The organism is Capsulimonas corticalis (assembly GCF_003574315.2).
GTDB classification, from domain to species: Bacteria; Armatimonadota; Armatimonadia; order Armatimonadales; family Capsulimonadaceae; genus Capsulimonas; species Capsulimonas corticalis.
In genome coordinates this window covers 4,352,071-4,369,532 of the sequence record NZ_AP025739.1, presented here as the reverse complement: position 1 = coordinate 4,369,532, position 17,462 = coordinate 4,352,071, and the positions used below count along the sequence as shown (strand labels likewise).

The following is a 17,462-nucleotide window of genomic DNA, read 5'->3' as shown; positions in this document are numbered from 1 at the left end:
AAAGCTATGAATTCGAGTATTTCGAGTATTTACGGTATAATTGATTCAGCGAGGAACCAATTATGCGTTCAAACCTGTTACAGCCACTCACACCGACAGATCAGGAAGCAAAACAAGCCCGGCAGGCATCATCTCTATTGCTGCATGGCAGTCTTCAGGTCTCCGAACTCCCTGACATTGCTTTAAAGGTTCTGGAGCGTGTCCTGGAAGAGTTCTCCCAGGGACATTCCCTTTCGCTTGTCCAAATCGAGGCGGACATCACAACACAGGAAGCGGCCGACTATCTTAATGTTTCAAGGCCCTACGTCGTCAAGCTGCTGGAGCAGGGGCGTATTCCTTTCCACTTCGTCGGCAATCAAAGGCGGCTAAAGCTCGAAAATGTGCTGGATTTTAAGAAGCATCAAGACGAACAGTCTTACGCAGCGCTTGCGGAGCTCCAGGCGCTGTCACAGGAATTAGGACTGGACGATTGAGAATTACCGCCATCTATGACGCCTGCGTGCTTTATCCACAGACTCTCCGAAGCGCATTGATGTATTTGGCGACAACAGGCATGTTCCACGCACGGTGGACAAACGAAATTCACGACGAGTGGATCGGAAACCTTCTCGAGCATCGGAGTGACCTCACTCTGGAGAAACTCACAAAGGTTCGTACTCTGATGGACAACGCGGTTCCCGACGCGTTGGTCGAAGGCTACGAACCTGTCATGGAGATGCTGGAGACGCCAGATAAAAACGACCGTCATGTGTTAGCGGCCGCAATCCATTGCAGCGCGAATTATATCGTTACGAATAATTTGCGAGATTTCCCGTCATCTGTTCTGTCACCATACGAAATCGAAGCGATAACACCGGACACATTTGTGTGCAATCTCTTGAGAACGAACTCCGAACAGGTAATTACTGCCCTGCAATTGCAAAGACAAACACTCAAGAATCCGTCAATGTCGATAGATGAATATCTGGAAACACTGAAACGCCAGGGGTTAGAACGAACGGTACAATTGCTGCGAGCCCATGAAAACTCACTCTGACTGAGATGTAATTGGGGTGATTATGACTCCGGCGGATACTGGATCTCAAGACGTTTCAGTTCGTCCTCGGTGATGGGGATTACGCTGCAATGCTTTGAGCCGTGTGGAGTAGCCACGTCGATCTTGACGTAGTGGGTGAAGTCGCGGGTCTCCCATGCTGCCATCGGGCTGTTGAAGGGGTCGCCGTAAATGTACCACCGATCCTCGCCAATGAGTTTGACGGCTTCGGGGCCTTCGATGGGTTTGGGCTCGTCGGGGAAGATATCGTGGGCTGCGCCCTCTTTTCCAAATCGATCGATCTTGGGGTCGAGGCTGCGGGAGGTGGTGAGGCGATTGCCCATCAGATCGTCGACATCGCCGGGTTTGTGAAAAGCGTAATACGTCCCTTTGTGTTCGACGACGTCGAAGTCGATGTCGTGTATCCCGAGATCGTAGTAGACGGCGGCGCGTTCGGGCGTGATATCCGACCAGTCGCGCGTGGTGACGTAGTAGATCACGTTGTGGCCGTTGTGCTCCGACGCCCAAAATACGTAGAAGAGCTTTTCTTTGGGCGAATAGATAAATTCGGGCGCCCAGGCGCGCTTCTGCTCCTCGCCGACGACCTGGATCGGGCCGCCCTTCCAGTGGATTAGGTCGGTGGATTCCCAGTGAAAGATTTCCGTCGTGTCCCAGGCTTTGGTGTGAACGAGGTGGACCACGCCGTTCACACGGCTGAAGTAAGGATCGCGCAGGCGGACGCCGGGGTCGAGCACCGGCTTGCCATCGTTGAGAGCCGTCCAATGGCGGGCGTCGCGGCTGACGGCGTAAAAAAGCTTTTCTTCTGGCCCAAAGTACGCCATTAAGTATGCGGTGTATTTGTCTTCTGACGATTTGCGCCCCGTCGCGGGCGCGGCGGCGAGGCAAATCACAGCGGCTCCCAGCAGTGAGAGTACAATCAAAGACGAGAGTTTCATGTTGATCCGCCGGCGAGCGATGCGGCCCTCCCCCATCCCCTCTCCTAAGATTGGGAGAGGGTGACCCGAAGGGTCGGGTGAGGGCTTCTCCTACCGCTTTGAAGAACCGCGAATCTCGAGCCGAGGCTGCAAGATTTGCTGCTGGAGGGAGACGGTGGGATCGTCGATCCGGCGCTTCAAAAACGCCCAGGCGGTGGCGCACATTTGTTCCAGTGGCTGGACGATCGTGGTGAGCGCGGGATAGAGGTAACTGGTGTCCTTGATGCCGTCGCAGCCAACGACCGCGACATCATCGGGGATACTCAGTCCCAGTTCGCGCAGCGCCGGATAGGCGCCGATCGCCAGTTCGTCGTTGTAGCAGAACAAACCGTCGGGACATCCGTGCGCTCCGGCGTACGACGCCAGCGCCGATGTCGCCGCTTCGCGAAGCTCGGAGTCGGTCACGATATATTCGGGCTCGCGGCCGAGTTTCGCCATCGCGAGGCGGTATCCGGTCAAACGCGCGTCGGCGCTCTCCTCAAACCACTCAAACCAATCCGGCACGAGATAGGCGATCCTCTTGCATCCCGTCTCCGCGAGATGAAGCACGGCTTCAGCGGCCTTTTCCTGGAAGTCAACCTGAACGAAGTCCGCGTCTTCAAGAACGTAGGCGCCGATATTGACGAATGCTTTGTTCTCAATCAGACTGTTGGAGAGCCCTAGGAGCTTGCCGCGCGGAACGTCAACCGCGAGGACTCCATCCACAGGCCAGGAGGCAAGCTGGTTCGTGTCCACTAGTTCGCCCGGCCCCATACCGGCGGCGCTGACGAACAGCTCGTACTCATGCCGCACGATCTCCTCGTGCGTGTAGTAAATCACTTCCCCATAGTAAGCCGAGCGCAAATTCGAGGTCCATAGCGCGATTGTCTGTGTCCGGCCCGTGGCGAGAGCCCGAGCGGCCCGGTTTGGCTGATATCCCATTTCGGCGGCGACATGGCGCACCAACTGCCGGGTCTCCGCGGAAATAGGCACATCCACATTGTTCAGAACGCGCGAAACGGTCGCGCGGGAAACCTTAGCGCGTGCGGCGACCTCACGAATCGAAATTGTCACGATATCTCACCTATTCCTGCTGCACAATCGCATCTCTGAATTGTAGTCAGTTTGGCGCCGTAATGTCAAGAATGGCGCCCGAATCCCCGAAAGGTCCCTCGGAGAGAAAAATCGCCCGCCCCGCAGATGGCGGAACGGGCGATTTTAAATTCTCAGATTGGCTCTCTATCTAGTACTGAAGGTGAGTGCGGCGCGGCTGACGCCATCACACAGGATCATGCTATTCGTTCCAGCAGCCGTCGTTTCGCTTCGGCTCGCCGGCGTGTTCGAGTCAGGCGCCGGCAGCCCTCCGGAAACAGCGGTCGGTCGAAGCCACTTGACATGACCATCCAGCGCTGCGTAGTTGGCTCCCTCCGTATGCACACCCGTCGGATTCTTTGTGGTGGCGATTCCGTAACCATCAATCTTTCCGGTCGCATACACGCCTTCGCAATAAAACGAGTCAATTCCGCCACCGCATCCACCGCTTGGAGAGCCTCCCTGGTCGTTGTTTCCCACGGCGCCATCCCCGATCGCACTCGTGGTTTCCCGAGTATTGGTGACATCCACGCTATGCTGCCCTTGAATCTCGAATAGCAGAACAGTGCTAGCAGGCGATGCCTGAGCGGAGAGAGCAGTGCTGCTTAAGCGGCCAAAGAAAGTTCCGTTATACGTATTGGTGTTTTCACCATCGACATAGGGTGAGATTACGTTCACATTCAGGCCGTAAGAAACTCGAACGGATTTGGGGTCGCTGACATGACTCGGATCGGGATCAATGGGAGGAGTTGCGTCATCGGGACAGGCATAGACACCAGCGCTTTTAACGTACGGATAAACCTCACCTGCCCAGCCGCCGCCCCAGATGGTGTTGGTGGTAGGCATGGATTCGTCGTAATCCTGGTTATATTGCAACAGTCCCAACGCTAATTGCTTCATATTGGAGGCGCAGGAAATCTGGCGGGCCTTTTCGCGAGCCTTAGCGAAAACAGGGAACAAAATGGCGGCAAGGATCGCAATGATGGCTATGACCACGAGAAGCTCGATAAGAGTAAAACCTTTTTTCATAATTTCCCTTTCCTGATGATTAACAGGATAAATACGCCGGGCGTTCCGGCTGCCAGGTTGTTGGACGACTTCGTCGTACAGGTAAAAGTAACCGGTTACATATTTGTAATCTTGTGATAACCGCGATGTAACCGGTTGCATTCATTATAATACACGCCTCAGAGTCTGTCAAGAACTATTTTGGCAATCGAATAAAAATTTGTGTTTTACTCTAGGGGTAAGGGAAATTTTCCTTCATTATCGACGCCATCAATCTTATAGTCATACCCATCCAAACAGAAAAAGCCGCCTCCCATTATGGGAAAGCGGCTTCTCGCATCAAAAAGTAAAGAGAGGGAGGCTAGCGCAGGAAGATACTCTGGATCAAAAGAACGACTCGCTGCAGCGGCGAGCGGAAAGCGCGGCCGTCGGCGCTGTTCGAAACTTGAGACACATCTTTCAAACGCTTGCCGCAGCGTCCGCAATAGTCATCATTGCACGTGGCCGTCTCTTCGCCGCAGGTGATACATGGTAAGCCAACTGTCATAAGGATATTCTAACATAATATTGACGCGATGGCAATAGCGTCCGAGCATTAAAATCGAAAATCACAATTGGAAAGTGCTTTTGACGACAAGGAGCAGCCGAAGAAGCAGGGGAACGTGTCGGGCCGGCCCAGGAGACGCCAGCCCCCCACTCCGTATGCGTTTGCAAGCAGCGCAATAATTCTCGTGCATCCGGTCGGTTTCTTCACCACAATCCATACATGGCATTCCAAAGTTCATGGAGATATTGTGCCATGACGACGCATGCCTGCCTATCGCGAAATTTACGGGTTTTATTCATTCAGGAACTGCTCGCAGCCGGTTCTTGTTGTATAATTTGCTGTACAGCACACGAACACCCAATTCCCAAATTTGCTGCGTACCGCTGGAAATGCGAGTCTCGATGCTCCGCACCACAATCGAAAGCATTCTACAGTCTTCTTCTCTCACCGACGAGATGGAGCGCTGCCTCACTCCATGGGCGGATCTGCCGCAGGAGCCATTCGTCATCGCGGCCGGGCGGGTCGCGGATATGCGGGAGCAGTTCCAGCGCGTCCTGGAGGACATCACCGATCCGGAACAGATCGAACCCGTGGTGGCCCTGATGTACGCACAGACGCGCAGTCAGTGGGAGATGGCCAATATCCGGGTGATCCACCAAACCCACAGAGGAGCCCCTCATCCGGCCGTGCTTTACGAAGCGCGGCTTCTGCGGGCGCTCCTGCGGGCGCTGGAAGAAGCGATGCCCATCGCCACCACGGAAAATCTCAACACCGTCCTTCGTAATCCTCTCGTCGCCTCGGAGCAGCTCAAGCTCGTCATTGAGCTCGGCACGGCCTCGCCGGCGGAGATCATTGAGGAAACGCGCCGATGGAAGGATGAGCTGGCGGATATGACGTATATGCTGGCGAATCAAGCCGCCGCCAACGACGCCGTCACCGCCGACCTGCGCTCTCAGCTATCCATGGCGACCGCCGACATTCACCGCATGGAAGCCAATCAAGCCAACCTGAAGCGGGAGCTAAATACCTGGGAGAGCAGCGCCATTATCGGCTCGATCCGAACCGCGCGCCAGGACATGGCGCGGCTGGTCGATCGGATGCTGATCCTGGAAAGCAATCAAGCGATTTTAGAACGAGAGCTTGGCGCCGCGGACGCCATCCAGATCGCCGCGACGATGCGTAAGCTCAGCGCCGAAAACGCCGCGCTGCGCGGCCTTGTGGATCTGTTCGGCGCTATGGAGAAGGACCTGGAACATCTCGAACTGCACTAACGTCGCGCCGGATGGGGTCAGTCCAAGGAACCACAATCATGCCCAATTCACTTTTTCGCGATCCGGCCAGAATGATCGGCGCCATGGAGGCTCAAATCGCCTCGTTCACGGAAAACAACATCCTGCTGGAGCGCAGTCTGGGGACCGCCGACGCGGAGGAGCTGGTCCTAAAGGTGCGCGCGCTGGAGCAAAAGGTCCAGGATCTTCAGCCGACGCCCGAACAAGTCGTGATCGGAGACGACGCCACCGACCTCCAGGAAGCGCATGCGCGCTTTAGCGCCTTCGCCGGCAAAATCAAACGTCTCAGCGCCGCGATGGAGAGTCTTGAGGCGCAGCTGGTTTCTCTCTATGAAGAGCGGGCAAAGCTGGAGCGGGAGCTCGGCCGTGCGGACGCCGACGAAATTATCGCCGCGTTTCACCATTTGAGCGCCAAGTAACCTGACCACAAAGATTTGCGGCGAAACCGTTCACCGAGAAAGTCGAAATACCCATGAGTTTTGTGAGCGATGAGATGCTCCGCAGCCTGCCCTTGATGTCCCACGAACAGCTCGACGCCCTCCCCTTCGGAGCGGTGATGCTGGACGATGCGGGGATCATCGGCTTTTACAACCAGTACGCGACGGATCTGACCAAAGTCGACCCCGTCTACGCGTTCGGCAAAAACTTCTTCACCCAGATCGCCCCTTCCACCAACAACCGACTGGTCTACGGCGTCTTCAAAGAAGGCGTCAAGGCCAACGCGCTCAATAGCGAGATTTTATACACCCTCACCTACATCATGCGCCCTACCCTCGTCAATTTCCGTCTCTACCGCGATCCCATCAACAAAACCAACTGGCTGCTCGTGCAGCGCGACGCCGATCAGTAATCCAGACGGTTCAAACAGCCGAGAAGGAATTCCCAGTTGACGCGGCGCCCCGTCCATGGTAAACTCTCTCTGCGCTTGGGGGCGCATCCAATCCGCGGAAAGGGCCGAGCCCGCCCCAGCACTTGACCGGGTTTCGTTCCGACGAACCTCTTTCAGCCTGACCATGCGGACACGCAGGCGTTAAGGGAGTTCGTATGTCTTCTCACACGTCCACACTCACCGTCGCCGATCTGGCGCGGCTTCGCACGCAGGCGAAGGAATTGCTTCGGGCCGCGCAGGCCAGCTCTTTGGAGGCGCGGGAGCGCTTTCACACGCACCATCCACAGTTTCGAAATTCTCCAAATCGCATTCCCAAACTCACGGACGCGCAGCTTGTGCTGGCGCGGGAGCATGGTTTTCCCAGCTGGCCGCGACTCGTCGTGGCGCTGCAATCCGCGCAGATGGATCTCGGCGCGAAGGCGGACGCGTTTGTCGAGGCGGCGATTGCAGGCAAGCTTGCGAAGGCGCGCGCGCTGCTGGACGATACGCCGGAGCTTGCGAAATTCTCCATTTATTCGGCGGCGGCCTATGGCGATGCGGACGCGCTGCGTGGATTCCTCGCGCGTGAGGGCGGTTTGGCGAACGCCGCCGGCGGACCGCGACAGCGTCTCCCGCTGCTCTACGCCGTGTTCTCCCGTTTCTTTCAGGACGCCGAGCGGCGGCCGCACTTACTGGCGTCGGTGAAGTTGTTGATCGACGCGGGCGCGGACCCGAATGCGTCGTATCGCGAGGCGCCGTTTGAGGATTTTCCGCTGAGCGCCCTGTACGGCGCGGCGGGCGTCCTGCACGACGCCGAGCTTGCGGAGATGCTGCTGGATGCGGGCGCCAATCCCAATGACAATGAATCGCTCTACCATTCGGTGGAGCAAGCCGCCAACGAATGCACGGCGCTGCTGCTGCGGCGCGGGGCGGATCCCAACGCCACGAACGCGCTGGCGCATCAGTTGGACTATGAGGATTCGGAGGGGCTGCGCCTGTTCTTAAGCCATGGGGCGGATCCCAATCGAAGCTCGCCAACGGGCGGAAACAGCCTGCACTGGGCGATCCTGCGGCGGCGCGGTCCGGATTGCATCGGGCTGCTCGTGGAGTATGGCGCGGATATGGAAGCGCGGAGCGCCGAGGGCTGGACGCCGTTTCGCCAGGCGGCGCTTACGGGGCAGACGGAGATTGCCGCCTTGCTGGAATCGCGGGGGGCGAACTCGGCTCTCACGGAGGAGGATCGGATCATCGCGGCGCTTGCGCTCGGCGATCTCTCCGTTCTCAGCGCGCTGCGCCAGACCGATCCCGATCAGGCGGCCAAAGTTCTCCAGCAAAGCCCGGCGCTGCTGGCCGAATCGGCGGAGCATGGGCGGATTGAGGCCGTTCGGGCGCTGCTGGACCTGGGGGTTTCGCCGGATTCGCGCGGGGCTAACCATGCGACGGCGCTGCACTGGGCTTGCTGGCGGGCGCACGCCGATGTCGTCCGGCTGCTCACGGCGCGCGGCGCGGCGCTGGAAAGCGTCGGCGCCGACTTTGGGACGACGCCGATGCAGTGGGCGATCCATGGGGCGAACAATAACCAGGAACGACCGTGGGAGGCGTTCGAGGACACGCTGCGGGCGATGCTGGACGCCGGCGCGGCGTGGGATCCCGCGTGGCTGGAGGACGCCGGCGAAAAGCTGCGCGCCTTCTTCATACCATTTTCATCTTCGCCCGTTATCATATCATAGTCAACCAATGAGATACGCTTCGCCCAATTCAAAAGATTTGGGCGAGGCTGTAACGGCGGCGTAGAAAATGCGTCTGAACATGTGGAGCGGCGAAACGTCTAACCTCGTTGAGTAATTCTTATGTCGATTTCAATCCCTACCGAATCCATCTCGATCCCCAATCACGCCGTTTTGAAGGACGGTTTTGAATGGGTGGATCTTGAGATCGTCAAGCCGACCGAAGAAGCCATTCAGCTTTCTCCGGGCGACTTTGCCTTGAAAAATCAGGTGCTGCCGCTCGCGGTGGAAAACGGCGTTCTCGTGGCGGCGATCGGCGCGCCCGAGGCGCTGGTCGCGGTGGACGAGCTTGGCCTGCTGATCCGGATGCCTACCCGCGCAGTGCTGGCGTCGCCGGCCTTTGTGCGCGAGAAGATCGAGGAGATCTTTTTAGAGCGCATTCTCGCGGGCCTGCCCGGCGAATCCGACGGATCGACGCTGCTCGATGCGGACGAGACGACGGACCTTGCCGACCTGCAAAAGATGGCGGGCGAAACCGCCGTCATCCAGATGGTCAATTTGATCTTCGCGCAGGCCGTGCGGGACAGCGCGAGCGACATCCATGTGGAGCCCTACGACCGGGACGTGCATGTCCGATACCGTGTGGACGGCATGCTTCGCGAAGTGATGACGCCGCCAAAGCGTATGCACGCGGCGATTATCTCGCGAATCAAGATCCTGGGCGAAATGAACATCGCCGAGCGCCGATTGCCCCAGGACGGGCGTATCAAGATCGTGATCGCCGGACGGCCGATCGACGTCCGCGTCAGCATCGTTCCCACCGTCTATGGCGAGCGCGCCGTCATGCGTATTCTGGACAAGAACACGGCGATGCTTGGTCTGGAAGAGCTCGGCATGCGGTCCGACACGCTGGCGAAGTACCGCCAGATGATCAGTCTGCCCTACGGCGTCATTCTGGCGACGGGGCCGACGGGTTCCGGAAAATCCACCTCGCTCTATGCGTCGCTGCGCGAGATCTGGTCGCCGACCACGAATATCCTGACGGTCGAGGACCCGGTCGAGTATCAGCTGCCCGGAATCGGGCAGATCCCGATCCGGCCCGCCATCGGCCTGACCTTCGCGAACGGCCTGCGCTCGATCGTCCGCCAGGACCCGGACGTGATCATGGTCGGAGAGATCCGCGACCAGGAAACGGCGGACATCGCGATCAACGCGGCGCTGACGGGACACCTGGTCTTCAGCACTCTGCACACCAACGACGCGCCCGGCGCCGTTACCCGGCTTTTGGACATGGGCGTCGAGCCCTATCTCGTGGCTTCTTCGCTGATCGGCGCCATCGCCCAGCGCCTGGTTCGCCGCAACTGCGTCTTTTGCAGCGAGCCGGATTCCCCCAAGCCGGAAATGCTCGAAGCGCTGGGCTTGACGGGCAATGAGTGGGTCGGCGCGGCGCCGTTCCGGCGCGGACGCGGCTGCGACCGGTGCCAGCACAGCGGCTACAAAGGACGCGTCGGTTTGTACGAGCTGTTCACGATTGACGAAACGATTCGGCGGCTGACCGTCGCCCGCTCCAGCTCCAACGATATGAAGGATCACGCCGTTCAAACGCACGGCATGCGGACTCTGCTGGGCGACGGCGTGATTGCGGTGCTCGAAGGCAAAACGACGCCCGAGGAAGTCCTGCGCGTCTGCCGGCGGGAAACAGTCTAAATGGCTCAGTTGACTTACGATTACACCGCGATGGATGCGGCCGGCGCCCGGCGCAGCGGATCGGTCGACGCGGAGACCCGGGACGCGGCGATCGCGCGGCTTGCCGCCGAAGGGCGCTTCGTGCTGGATATCCGCGAGGCGTCCAGCGCCGGCGGCGCGTCCCCCATCGCGACCGGCAGCCGCAAGGCGCCGTCCCGACAGGATCTGGCGCTGTTCACGCGCCGTCTCGCGGACCTTTCCTCCGCCGGCCTGCCTCTGGACCGCGTGCTGCAAGTCGTGATCGAACAGTCCGAGAGCCTCACGCTGAAGCGGGTCGCCGAGGAAGCGCTGGAGGATGTCCGCTCCGGCATGTCGGTCAGTCAGGCGCTGTCGAAGCACCCGAAATATTTCAACGCGATCTTTACCGAAACGCTGCGCGCCGGCGAGGCGAGCGGCCAGTTCGGGGATGTCGCGGCGCGGCTCGCGGAGTACCAAGAATCGGATGTCATGCGGCGCGGCCAAATCGTCGGCGCCCTGGTGTATCCCGCCGTACTGGCGTCCACCTCGCTGTTCGTCGTCATCTTTCTCGTCACTTTCGTGCTGCCGAAGCTGTCTCCCGTCTTCAAAGATATGGGGACGGACCTTCCCCTTACGACCAAGATGCTGCTTGGCGGCGTGGACTTCGCCACGCATTACTGGGTCATTCTTGTGACCGTGACGATCGGTCTGATCGTCGGCCTGCGCCTGTGGCTGCTGACGCCGGCGGGCGCGTATTCGCGCGATAAGTTTCTGCTGAATGCGCCCATCATCGGCTCCGTCATCCAGAAGGGAACGGTTTCGCGTTTCAGCCGCGTTCTTGGGACCCTGGTCCATGGCGGCGTGCCGATCCTGGAGGCGCTGCAAATCGCGGGGCTATCCGCCAGCAACAAAGTGTTTCAGCGCAGCGCGCTTCTCGTTGAGGAAGAAGTGCGCGCCGGCCGGCCGATCGCTGAAGCGATGCGCGACGCCGGCGCGTTTCCGCCCGTGCTCACGCACATGGTCGCCGTTGGGGAAGAAACCGGCAACCTTCCCCGGATGCTCGAACGAGTCTCCGACAGCCTGGATTTCGAGGTCGACACGGGAATGCGCCGTCTCGTGGCGCTCGTCGAGCCCATCATCGTGCTGACCCTAGGAACGTTTGTAGGGTTTGTCGTCCTGTCCGTGCTACTCCCCATCTTCGAAGCGCAGAACCTAGTCAAATGAAAAACAGAAACCTACACCGATCCCGCCCATCTCTGCGATCCCGCCGTGGATTTACGCTCATCGAGCTGCTTGTCGTCATCTTGATCCTCTCGATCCTGGCGGCGCTCATCGTCCCGCGCCTCGTCAGCCGCACCAGCGACGCGAAGAAAGCGTCGGCCTCCAGCGACATTTCGACGCTGAGCAGTCTGCTCCAGCAGTACCGGCTGGACAACGACGGCTTCCCGACGACCGAGGAAGGCTTGCAGGCTCTCGTGACGAAGCCAAGCAGCGCGCGCAATTGGAAAGGCCCCTACACCACCAAGGCCCTGCCGACCGATCCCTGGGGGAATGAGTACATCTACCAGGCGCCCGGCCCGGATGGACAGGACTTCCTGATCACATCGTATGGCGCGGACGGCCAGCCGGGCGGCGACGGCGACGCCGCGGACATCACCAGCGACCAATGAGCAACGGACTACGGCGAAGACGGATCGGCGCCGCGCGCCGGCGCGCGGCGGGCTTCACCCTGATCGAGCTCAGCATCGTCCTCGTGGTCCTGATGCTCTTCGTCGCCCTGGTCACGCCCAATCTCACCGCCGTCAAGCGCTCCCGCGAGCTTGCCCAGCTCAACGCCTCGATCGCCCGCATGCCGGTACAGGCGCAAAACGAAGCCCGTTCTTCGCAAAAGCCCGTCACGATCCGCATCGACGGCTCGTCGGTGGTCATGGAGCGCACGCCCGTCACCGGCGCGGCGGAGTCGGTCCGGCAGGTCGATCTGACTTCCGACGTTCAAATCGAGGCGGCCCAGCTCAACAACGCCACGGCGGATCCGGGGACATGGCGGTGGACGGTCTATCCCGATGGCGCCTCGGACAGCGGCGGCCTCCAGTTTTTGGAGGGCTCGGCGCGCAAATCGCTCGTCATCACGAGCACGGGCGAGATCCGCTGGATCGCCGACGCGCTTCCGGATACGGCGCAGGACCGATGGACGGCGGGAGAGTTGCAGCAGCGTGGCTAAAGCAGGATTCACATTAGTCGAGGTGGTCATCACGACCATGCTGGTGGCGATCGCCGTCGTAGGCGTCTTTGGCGGCATCCGCGCGCTGACGGCGGCCGATATCAAGGCGAACAGCGCCGATCTGCTCCAGCGGCTGGCGTCGGAAAAGCTGGAGGACGTCCGCGTCAACGGCGACCCCAGCACATACGCCACGAGCGGAGACTTCACGGATCGCGGCTACACGGATATCTCCTGGAATATGGACGTCCAGACCAGCAGCACCGCCTATGTCGATCAGGTGACCGTCACCGCGACCCGGGCTCGCGACTCGCAGGCGATCACGGAATTCGTCTACGTTCCGCCCGCCACGACGACTTCCACCACGGCGCAAACGCAATGAACGATCGCAAAAAGCGAATGCAGGCCGGCCTGACGCTGCTGGAGCTTCTTCTGGCGATGACGATCGCGGCGATCCTGGCGACCGCCCTGGCCTACGCGTTTCAGGCGGCGACACATCTTCAGCAGGCGCATACGACGCGTCTGGCGGAGCAGGACGCGACGGACCGGACCGAGCGGGAAATTACGAGGATTTTGCGCGGCGCGCGCATCACCTCCACGGCGACCGATACGAGCACGTTTTTTCAGGGGATTTCGGCGGGCGGACAGAGCGATTTGGGGTGCGACCGGCTGACGCTCACCACGACCGCCCCCGGCGTCCCGGCTGCGACGCAGGACAGCGCCGACGATTTTGAAACACAGCAGGCGGCGCGCGGGCCGGTGGGCGGCGTCACGGAGATTTCGCTGAGTACGACGGCCGTGGGCGACGCCGGATCGCATACCGGTCTGTTCGAGCGGATCCAGCACCCGAGCGACGGCGATCCGACGCAGGGCGGTTTCGAATCGACGATGGACGCCGATATTAGCCAGATCGGGTTCCAGTTCTGGACGGGGACGCAGTGGATCAGTTCCTGGGACACGGTGGCGACGGGAGACCGGCGTCTGCCGGCGGCGGTGCAGATCAGCTATCGGCTGCGCAGCGCCCCCGACAACAGCGTGCACGTCTTCGTGGTGGCGATCCCAACCAGCAATGTCACGGCGTCCAATCCCGATTCGGCGCAGGGTCTCTCATGAGAGCACAACGGCGGGCATTTATCTATATCGAGGCGCTGATGGTGATCCTGGTGCTGGTCGCCCTGATGGCGATCATCGCCTCCGATCAGCGCGCCTCCATGCAGCAGACGCAAAACAAGCTGCGTGAACGCCGCGCGGAAGCGGCGGAGCGGTCGGCGATCGCCTATGCGATGGCGACGCTGCTCACGGCGAACACCAGTCAGGTAACCCAAAACGACGCCTGGGCGCAGCTTGGCGGCAATGGGGACGTCAGCTACGATCTGGGAGATTCGACGTTTCGCATGCAGATCGTGGACGCCGGTTCGATGGTCAATATCAATACGGCCGGGGCCGCGCAGCTGGCGCTGCTGCCGCTGACCACCGAGCAATCGGACTGCCTGCTCGATTGGCGGGAGACGGGGACGCAGCCCCGCTCCGACGGGGCGAAAGACTCCTACTACAACGGTTTGACGCAGCCATACAATACGAGATTAGGGCAGCTCACGACGCTGGACGAGCTGCTGCTGATCAAGAACTGGACCGGAAGCATGCTCTACCAGCCGCAGACAACCGTAACGACGACCGCCGGGCCAATTCAGGACGCCGCCGGCGTCGCGCTGCCGCTCGCCTCCGTTCTCACGGTGGACAGCGGCGCGGGCGCGACACGCGCCGATGGAACCGCGCGCATTAATCTTTCGCAGCGCGGGGTCACGCCCGCATCCCTTCGGACGGCGGGAATCAGCGCTCCCGTCGCCGCGCAGATCGCGCAGCGCGCTCCGTTCACGTCGTTCCGCACGCTGTTCACACAGGTACAGATGAACGCGAACGACCAATCGACCCTGCTCAATATCGCGAAGTTCACAACGGCGACACGAACGCCCGGCCTGATCAATATCAACACCGCAACACAGTCCGTACTCATGACCATTCCGAATATGTCTCAAGCAACCGCCGCGTCCATCGTGACGCAGCAAAACAGCGGCTTTACGTCGCTCGGACAGCTGGCGACGACGCTCCAGCTCACGCAGGGGCAGCTCGCGCAGATCGCCGATTACGTCACCATCGGCGGCGACACCTGGACCGTGCGCGCCTACGGCGCCAGCGGAGGATCGAGCGCCGCTTTGGAAGCGACCATTCGAATCACCAACGCGGCTCCGCAGGTCTTAAGCTGGCAGCAGCTGAATACGCCCGGCGTCCCGACCTGGTGGGACTGGAGCGCCAGCGCCACATCGAATCAGGACGCGCTTACGATCACCAATACGACGACAACGTCGACAACAACCTCAGGAGGAGCGCAATGAGCCGCAGTCCCGCCGCGCCTCCCATTCATGTCTCCTGGACTCCCGGCTTTGTGGAGGTGGTCAACGCCGCCACCGGGGCCAGGGCCGCCGCCACGGCTTTGCCGGAGCTGCGCTCGTTTTGGAACGGAAACAAAAACGTGCTGGTCGGAGTCGGCCGCAGCCTTGTCTTCCTCAAGACGGCGCGCCTGCCCAAAGCCGCCCCGGAAGACCTGCGCCGCATTCTCGGCATCCAGATGGCCCAGCTGTTCCCTTTGCCGCCGGACCAGCTCTCGTTTGATTTCGTGCAGACCGCCGATCATAACGGCGAGGGTTACTTGACCCTGATCGGCGCGATCCGGTCCGACGACCTGCGCCGGCTCAAAACGGAGCTGCGCGAGGCCGGGGTCCACGCGGAGCGCATCCTGCCGCTCTCGCTCGCGGCGCCGGCCGCCGCCGCGAGCGCCGGCGCGCCGGACGCCATTGTCGCCGCCGCCGATCCCGGCGGCCTGGGGCTGGACGTCGTACAGGACGGGATTATTCGATTTAGCCGCCTCGCCGCTTTGAACAGCGATGTGGCCGTGGAGGCGCAGCGCACGATGGCGGCGGCGCAGTCGGGCGCGCTGCCGCTGGTCGCGACCGGGGACCTCACCCTCCCCTCGGGCCTGACAAGCCGCAGCGATCTGCTGACGCTGCTGGACCAGGCGCCCGCATTCGCCTTCGAGCTGGCGGAAGAACGGATTCTGGAGGCGAAGAAGCGGATCGCGGCGCGCACGCGCCTGGCGTCGCTGATGACGGTCTCGGCGCTCCTGCTCTGCCTTCTCGCATTTCTGGACCGCAACGACGCGGCGCGCGCCGTTCAAAGCAGCAACACGTCCTTTGCGCGGCAGTCCAAGCGGATGCAGGCCATCGAAGAGGTGGAAACGCAGAAGGCGCAGACCGCCATCCACATTGAGAATACGATGCGCAGCGCCTTTGAGCCGGCGCAGCCGCTCAGCGATGTCGTCGCTTATGTCGCGGACCAGCTTCCAGCGGGCGCATGGCTTACCGGAATCGGGGTCGAGCGAGGAAAAGCGCTGCAAGCGCGCGGTATGGCGAAGACCTCCGGCGACGTCACGCAGTTCGTCAACGCGCTGGGCGCGAGTCCTCGGTTCCGCGATGTCAAGCTCGTCTTCGCGAGCACCGGAACGATCGGCGCCGTCCCGGTCGTGCAGTTCAATGTGACCGCCGTCTGCGTGGGTAATCTGCCGATGCCGGCGCCCGAAAAGCCCACGACCGCCACGGCGCGCAAAACGACGGTCACGACGAAAACGACGGGAGCGGCGCAATGATCAACTTCAAGAATCGGGATGAAATCCTCCCCAGCGCGCTGATCCTGCTGTCCATCGTTCTGATGAGCGCCGCCCTGCTCTATATTTTGCTGGTCCCCGCGCCAACCGTCGCCAGCGCCGAGCGGGCGCACCGGCTGATGCGCCGCCGGATCCTGCGGGATACGACGACGGCGACGCTGCGCACGCGCAGCTCGCAAGCCGCCGCCGCGCCCCGCCTTTGGCCCGGCGATCCGCGCTCGGTGACCTCGGCGGTGCTCGCCCAGCTGACCGACAATGCGCGCCAGCAAGGCGTGTCGCTAACATCGTTTCGCCCGCAGCGCGGGCAGACGCTCGACGGCGTTGCGGAGCTTCGCTACACGGCCCAGCTCTCGGGAAGCTATCCGCAGGTTCGCGGCGTGCTCGCCTCGTTCGACGCCAAAAACGGCAAGACCGCGCTGCGTTCGGTGGACATGTCGGCGGGAGGCGCCAAGGCGAATGTCGTGACGGCGACCGTGGGCCTCTCCGCCTACCTTCCCGCCACCGAAACCGTGATCGCAACCGTTCAATCGGGAGGAGGCGGCAATGGCTAAAAAGATCAGTCGCCCCGTCATTTATACACTTCTTGCCGCCGTCGTCGCGGGTGCGGTGGTGTTCCTGACCGAGCCGGACCCACCGGTCGCGCACAAAAAAGTCAAGCACACCAGTGTTACCGTCCAGACTCCGGACGGCTTCACCGACGCCGACTATAACGCGCATTTCACCCGCTACGCCGGCGGAGCGCGTGACGCCTTCGCGGCGGTCGTGACGCCGCCCAAGCCCGTCGCGATCGTCAAAGCGCCGCCGAAACCCAACGTCTCAGCCAGCAAGGGCGAATGGGAGCTAACCGGGGTCAACACGATCGACGGCGTCGCAAGCGCCGTGGTGGAGAATCGCTCCTCCGGCGACGTCGCCTTTTTGAAGGCCGGCGATACCTGGCGAGGGCTCCGCGTGGTGCAGATCGCCACTGAGTTCCTGGTGCTTGAGAATGGAATTGGACAGCAGACGAGACTGGCGTTCAAAACGGACGCGCCGGAGCCCGCAGGCCCGATGACCGCCGCCGCGAGCGCGCCGGGCGTTCCCGGCGCGCCGCCGCTTCCTCCCGGGCAGCCCGGAGCGCCCAGCATGCTCGTTCCCATGCCGATCCAGCCGCTGCCCGGGTTGACGCCGGACGCCGCGCCCAGCGCCGACACCGGAGGCGCCGCCCAGTTTGGCGGCGGACGCGGACGGCGGCGCCGTCAGCAGAATTAATTTTTGAACACTGTCCGCGCCGGCGTCCCACGCCGC

At 61.4% G+C, this 17,462-nt stretch carries 20 protein-coding genes; 16 read left to right on the top strand and 4 right to left on the bottom strand.

Annotated features, from left to right (window positions below; genetic code table 11):
• Nucleotides 1-62 precede the first annotated feature (62 nt).
• On the top strand, nucleotides 63-473 hold the full coding sequence (locus D5261_RS18685) for a helix-turn-helix domain-containing protein (protein WP_119323298.1): 411 nt from the start codon (nucleotides 63-65) through the stop codon (nucleotides 471-473).
• Entirely contained in the window at nucleotides 470-1,036 is a 567-nt protein-coding gene (locus tag D5261_RS18680) for a PIN domain-containing protein (protein ID WP_218025696.1), read from the top strand. Before D5261_RS18685 ends, D5261_RS18680 begins: the two co-directional genes overlap by 4 nt.
• Before the next feature lie 20 nt (nucleotides 1,037-1,056).
• Here D5261_RS18680 and D5261_RS18675 read toward each other — a convergent pair whose 3' ends face one another.
• The 4 genes from D5261_RS18675 to D5261_RS18660 form a co-directional block, all read right to left on the bottom strand.
• Nucleotides 1,057-1,989: a glycoside hydrolase family 43 protein gene (locus tag D5261_RS18675; protein ID WP_165864437.1), complete on the bottom strand. Its 933-nt coding sequence runs from the start codon at nucleotides 1,987-1,989 to the stop codon at nucleotides 1,057-1,059.
• 90 nt (nucleotides 1,990-2,079) lie between these two features.
• Entirely contained in the window at nucleotides 2,080-3,081 is a 1,002-nt protein-coding gene (locus tag D5261_RS18670; RefSeq protein WP_119323300.1) for a LacI family DNA-binding transcriptional regulator, read from the bottom strand.
• 165 nt (nucleotides 3,082-3,246) lie between these two features.
• Entirely contained in the window at nucleotides 3,247-4,269 is a 1,023-nt protein-coding gene (locus tag D5261_RS18665; protein ID WP_125206176.1) for a DUF1559 family PulG-like putative transporter, read from the bottom strand.
• Between the two features lie 199 nt (nucleotides 4,270-4,468).
• Nucleotides 4,469-4,654 (bottom strand): hypothetical protein, encoded by a 186-nt coding sequence (locus D5261_RS18660; RefSeq protein WP_301002077.1) that lies wholly within the window; start codon nucleotides 4,652-4,654, stop codon nucleotides 4,469-4,471.
• Between the two features lie 401 nt (nucleotides 4,655-5,055).
• On the opposite strand from D5261_RS18660, the gene D5261_RS18655 reads away from it, so the two are divergent.
• The 14 genes from D5261_RS18655 (at nucleotide 5,056) to D5261_RS18590 (ending at nucleotide 17,426) form a co-directional block, all read left to right on the top strand.
• Nucleotides 5,056-5,925, top strand: a complete 870-nt coding sequence (locus D5261_RS18655; protein ID WP_119323302.1) for a hypothetical protein — start codon at nucleotides 5,056-5,058, stop codon at nucleotides 5,923-5,925.
• Between the two features lie 38 nt (nucleotides 5,926-5,963).
• Nucleotides 5,964-6,362 (top strand): hypothetical protein, encoded by a 399-nt coding sequence (locus D5261_RS18650; RefSeq protein WP_119323303.1) that lies wholly within the window; start codon nucleotides 5,964-5,966, stop codon nucleotides 6,360-6,362.
• A 53-nt stretch (nucleotides 6,363-6,415) separates the two neighbouring features.
• Complete coding sequence (locus tag D5261_RS18645; protein WP_119323304.1) at nucleotides 6,416-6,793, top strand: PAS domain-containing protein; 378 nt, start codon at nucleotides 6,416-6,418, stop codon at nucleotides 6,791-6,793.
• Nucleotides 6,794-6,987: 194 nt separating this feature from the next.
• Nucleotides 6,988-8,541, top strand: a complete 1,554-nt coding sequence (locus tag D5261_RS18640) for an ankyrin repeat domain-containing protein (protein ID WP_119323305.1) — start codon at nucleotides 6,988-6,990, stop codon at nucleotides 8,539-8,541.
• A gap of 120 nt (nucleotides 8,542-8,661) precedes the next feature.
• Complete coding sequence (locus D5261_RS18635; RefSeq protein ID WP_119323306.1) at nucleotides 8,662-10,245, top strand: GspE/PulE family protein; 1,584 nt, start codon at nucleotides 8,662-8,664, stop codon at nucleotides 10,243-10,245.
• Entirely contained in the window at nucleotides 10,246-11,466 is a 1,221-nt protein-coding gene (locus D5261_RS18630) for a type II secretion system F family protein (protein WP_119323307.1), read from the top strand.
• The gene (gene gspG, locus D5261_RS18625; protein WP_119323308.1) at nucleotides 11,463-11,912 is read left to right on the top strand and encodes a type II secretion system major pseudopilin GspG; all 450 of its coding nucleotides are present in this window, start codon (nucleotides 11,463-11,465) and stop codon (nucleotides 11,910-11,912) included. The genes D5261_RS18630 and gspG overlap by 4 nt, the downstream gene beginning before the upstream one ends.
• Nucleotides 11,909-12,463 (top strand): pilus assembly FimT family protein, encoded by a 555-nt coding sequence (locus D5261_RS18620; protein ID WP_119323309.1) that lies wholly within the window; start codon nucleotides 11,909-11,911, stop codon nucleotides 12,461-12,463. The genes gspG and D5261_RS18620 overlap by 4 nt, the downstream gene beginning before the upstream one ends.
• Nucleotides 12,456-12,842 (top strand): type IV pilus modification PilV family protein, encoded by a 387-nt coding sequence (locus tag D5261_RS18615; RefSeq protein WP_119323310.1) that lies wholly within the window; start codon nucleotides 12,456-12,458, stop codon nucleotides 12,840-12,842. Before D5261_RS18620 ends, D5261_RS18615 begins: the two co-directional genes overlap by 8 nt.
• Nucleotides 12,839-13,573 carry a prepilin-type N-terminal cleavage/methylation domain-containing protein gene (locus D5261_RS18610; RefSeq protein WP_119323311.1) on the top strand — a complete coding sequence of 245 codons (735 nt, stop codon included), beginning with the start codon at nucleotides 12,839-12,841 and terminating at the stop codon, nucleotides 13,571-13,573. The genes D5261_RS18615 and D5261_RS18610 overlap by 4 nt, the downstream gene beginning before the upstream one ends.
• Nucleotides 13,570-14,853 (top strand): type II secretion system minor pseudopilin, encoded by a 1,284-nt coding sequence (locus D5261_RS18605; protein WP_119323312.1) that lies wholly within the window; start codon nucleotides 13,570-13,572, stop codon nucleotides 14,851-14,853. The genes D5261_RS18610 and D5261_RS18605 overlap by 4 nt, the downstream gene beginning before the upstream one ends.
• A complete protein-coding gene (locus D5261_RS18600; protein ID WP_119323313.1) occupies nucleotides 14,850-16,160 on the top strand; it encodes a PilN domain-containing protein in 1,311 nt (436 codons plus the stop codon). Before D5261_RS18605 ends, D5261_RS18600 begins: the two co-directional genes overlap by 4 nt.
• Nucleotides 16,157-16,729 carry a hypothetical protein gene (locus tag D5261_RS18595; RefSeq protein ID WP_119323314.1) on the top strand — a complete coding sequence of 191 codons (573 nt, stop codon included), beginning with the start codon at nucleotides 16,157-16,159 and terminating at the stop codon, nucleotides 16,727-16,729. The genes D5261_RS18600 and D5261_RS18595 overlap by 4 nt, the downstream gene beginning before the upstream one ends.
• The gene (locus tag D5261_RS18590) at nucleotides 16,722-17,426 is read left to right on the top strand and encodes a hypothetical protein (RefSeq protein WP_165864438.1); all 705 of its coding nucleotides are present in this window, start codon (nucleotides 16,722-16,724) and stop codon (nucleotides 17,424-17,426) included. Before D5261_RS18595 ends, D5261_RS18590 begins: the two co-directional genes overlap by 8 nt.
• The last annotated feature ends 36 nt before the right edge of the window (nucleotides 17,427-17,462 follow it).

What these genes read in the sequence shown, in the direction of transcription:
- D5261_RS18685 (WP_119323298.1), top strand. Translation starts at nt 63, where the DNA reads ATGCGTTCAAACCTGTTACAGCCACTCACACCGACAGATCAGGAAGCA.
- D5261_RS18675 (WP_165864437.1), bottom strand. Translation starts at nt 1,989, where the DNA reads ATGAAACTCTCGTCTTTGATTGTACTCTCACTGCTGGGAGCCGCTGTG.
- D5261_RS18665 (WP_125206176.1), bottom strand. Translation starts at nt 4,269, where the DNA reads ATGCAACCGGTTACATCGCGGTTATCACAAGATTACAAATATGTAACC.
- D5261_RS18660 (WP_301002077.1), bottom strand. Translation starts at nt 4,654, where the DNA reads ATGACAGTTGGCTTACCATGTATCACCTGCGGCGAAGAGACGGCCACG.
- D5261_RS18655 (WP_119323302.1), top strand. Translation starts at nt 5,056, where the DNA reads ATGCTCCGCACCACAATCGAAAGCATTCTACAGTCTTCTTCTCTCACC.
- D5261_RS18650 (WP_119323303.1), top strand. Translation starts at nt 5,964, where the DNA reads ATGCCCAATTCACTTTTTCGCGATCCGGCCAGAATGATCGGCGCCATG.
- D5261_RS18645 (WP_119323304.1), top strand. Translation starts at nt 6,416, where the DNA reads ATGAGTTTTGTGAGCGATGAGATGCTCCGCAGCCTGCCCTTGATGTCC.
- D5261_RS18640 (WP_119323305.1), top strand. Translation starts at nt 6,988, where the DNA reads ATGTCTTCTCACACGTCCACACTCACCGTCGCCGATCTGGCGCGGCTT.
- D5261_RS18635 (WP_119323306.1), top strand. Translation starts at nt 8,662, where the DNA reads ATGTCGATTTCAATCCCTACCGAATCCATCTCGATCCCCAATCACGCC.
- D5261_RS18630 (WP_119323307.1), top strand. Translation starts at nt 10,246, where the DNA reads ATGGCTCAGTTGACTTACGATTACACCGCGATGGATGCGGCCGGCGCC.
- gspG (WP_119323308.1), top strand. Translation starts at nt 11,463, where the DNA reads ATGAAAAACAGAAACCTACACCGATCCCGCCCATCTCTGCGATCCCGC.
- D5261_RS18620 (WP_119323309.1), top strand. Translation starts at nt 11,909, where the DNA reads ATGAGCAACGGACTACGGCGAAGACGGATCGGCGCCGCGCGCCGGCGC.
- D5261_RS18610 (WP_119323311.1), top strand. Translation starts at nt 12,839, where the DNA reads ATGAACGATCGCAAAAAGCGAATGCAGGCCGGCCTGACGCTGCTGGAG.
- D5261_RS18605 (WP_119323312.1), top strand. Translation starts at nt 13,570, where the DNA reads ATGAGAGCACAACGGCGGGCATTTATCTATATCGAGGCGCTGATGGTG.
- D5261_RS18600 (WP_119323313.1), top strand. Translation starts at nt 14,850, where the DNA reads ATGAGCCGCAGTCCCGCCGCGCCTCCCATTCATGTCTCCTGGACTCCC.
- D5261_RS18595 (WP_119323314.1), top strand. Translation starts at nt 16,157, where the DNA reads ATGATCAACTTCAAGAATCGGGATGAAATCCTCCCCAGCGCGCTGATC.
- D5261_RS18590 (WP_165864438.1), top strand. Translation starts at nt 16,722, where the DNA reads ATGGCTAAAAAGATCAGTCGCCCCGTCATTTATACACTTCTTGCCGCC.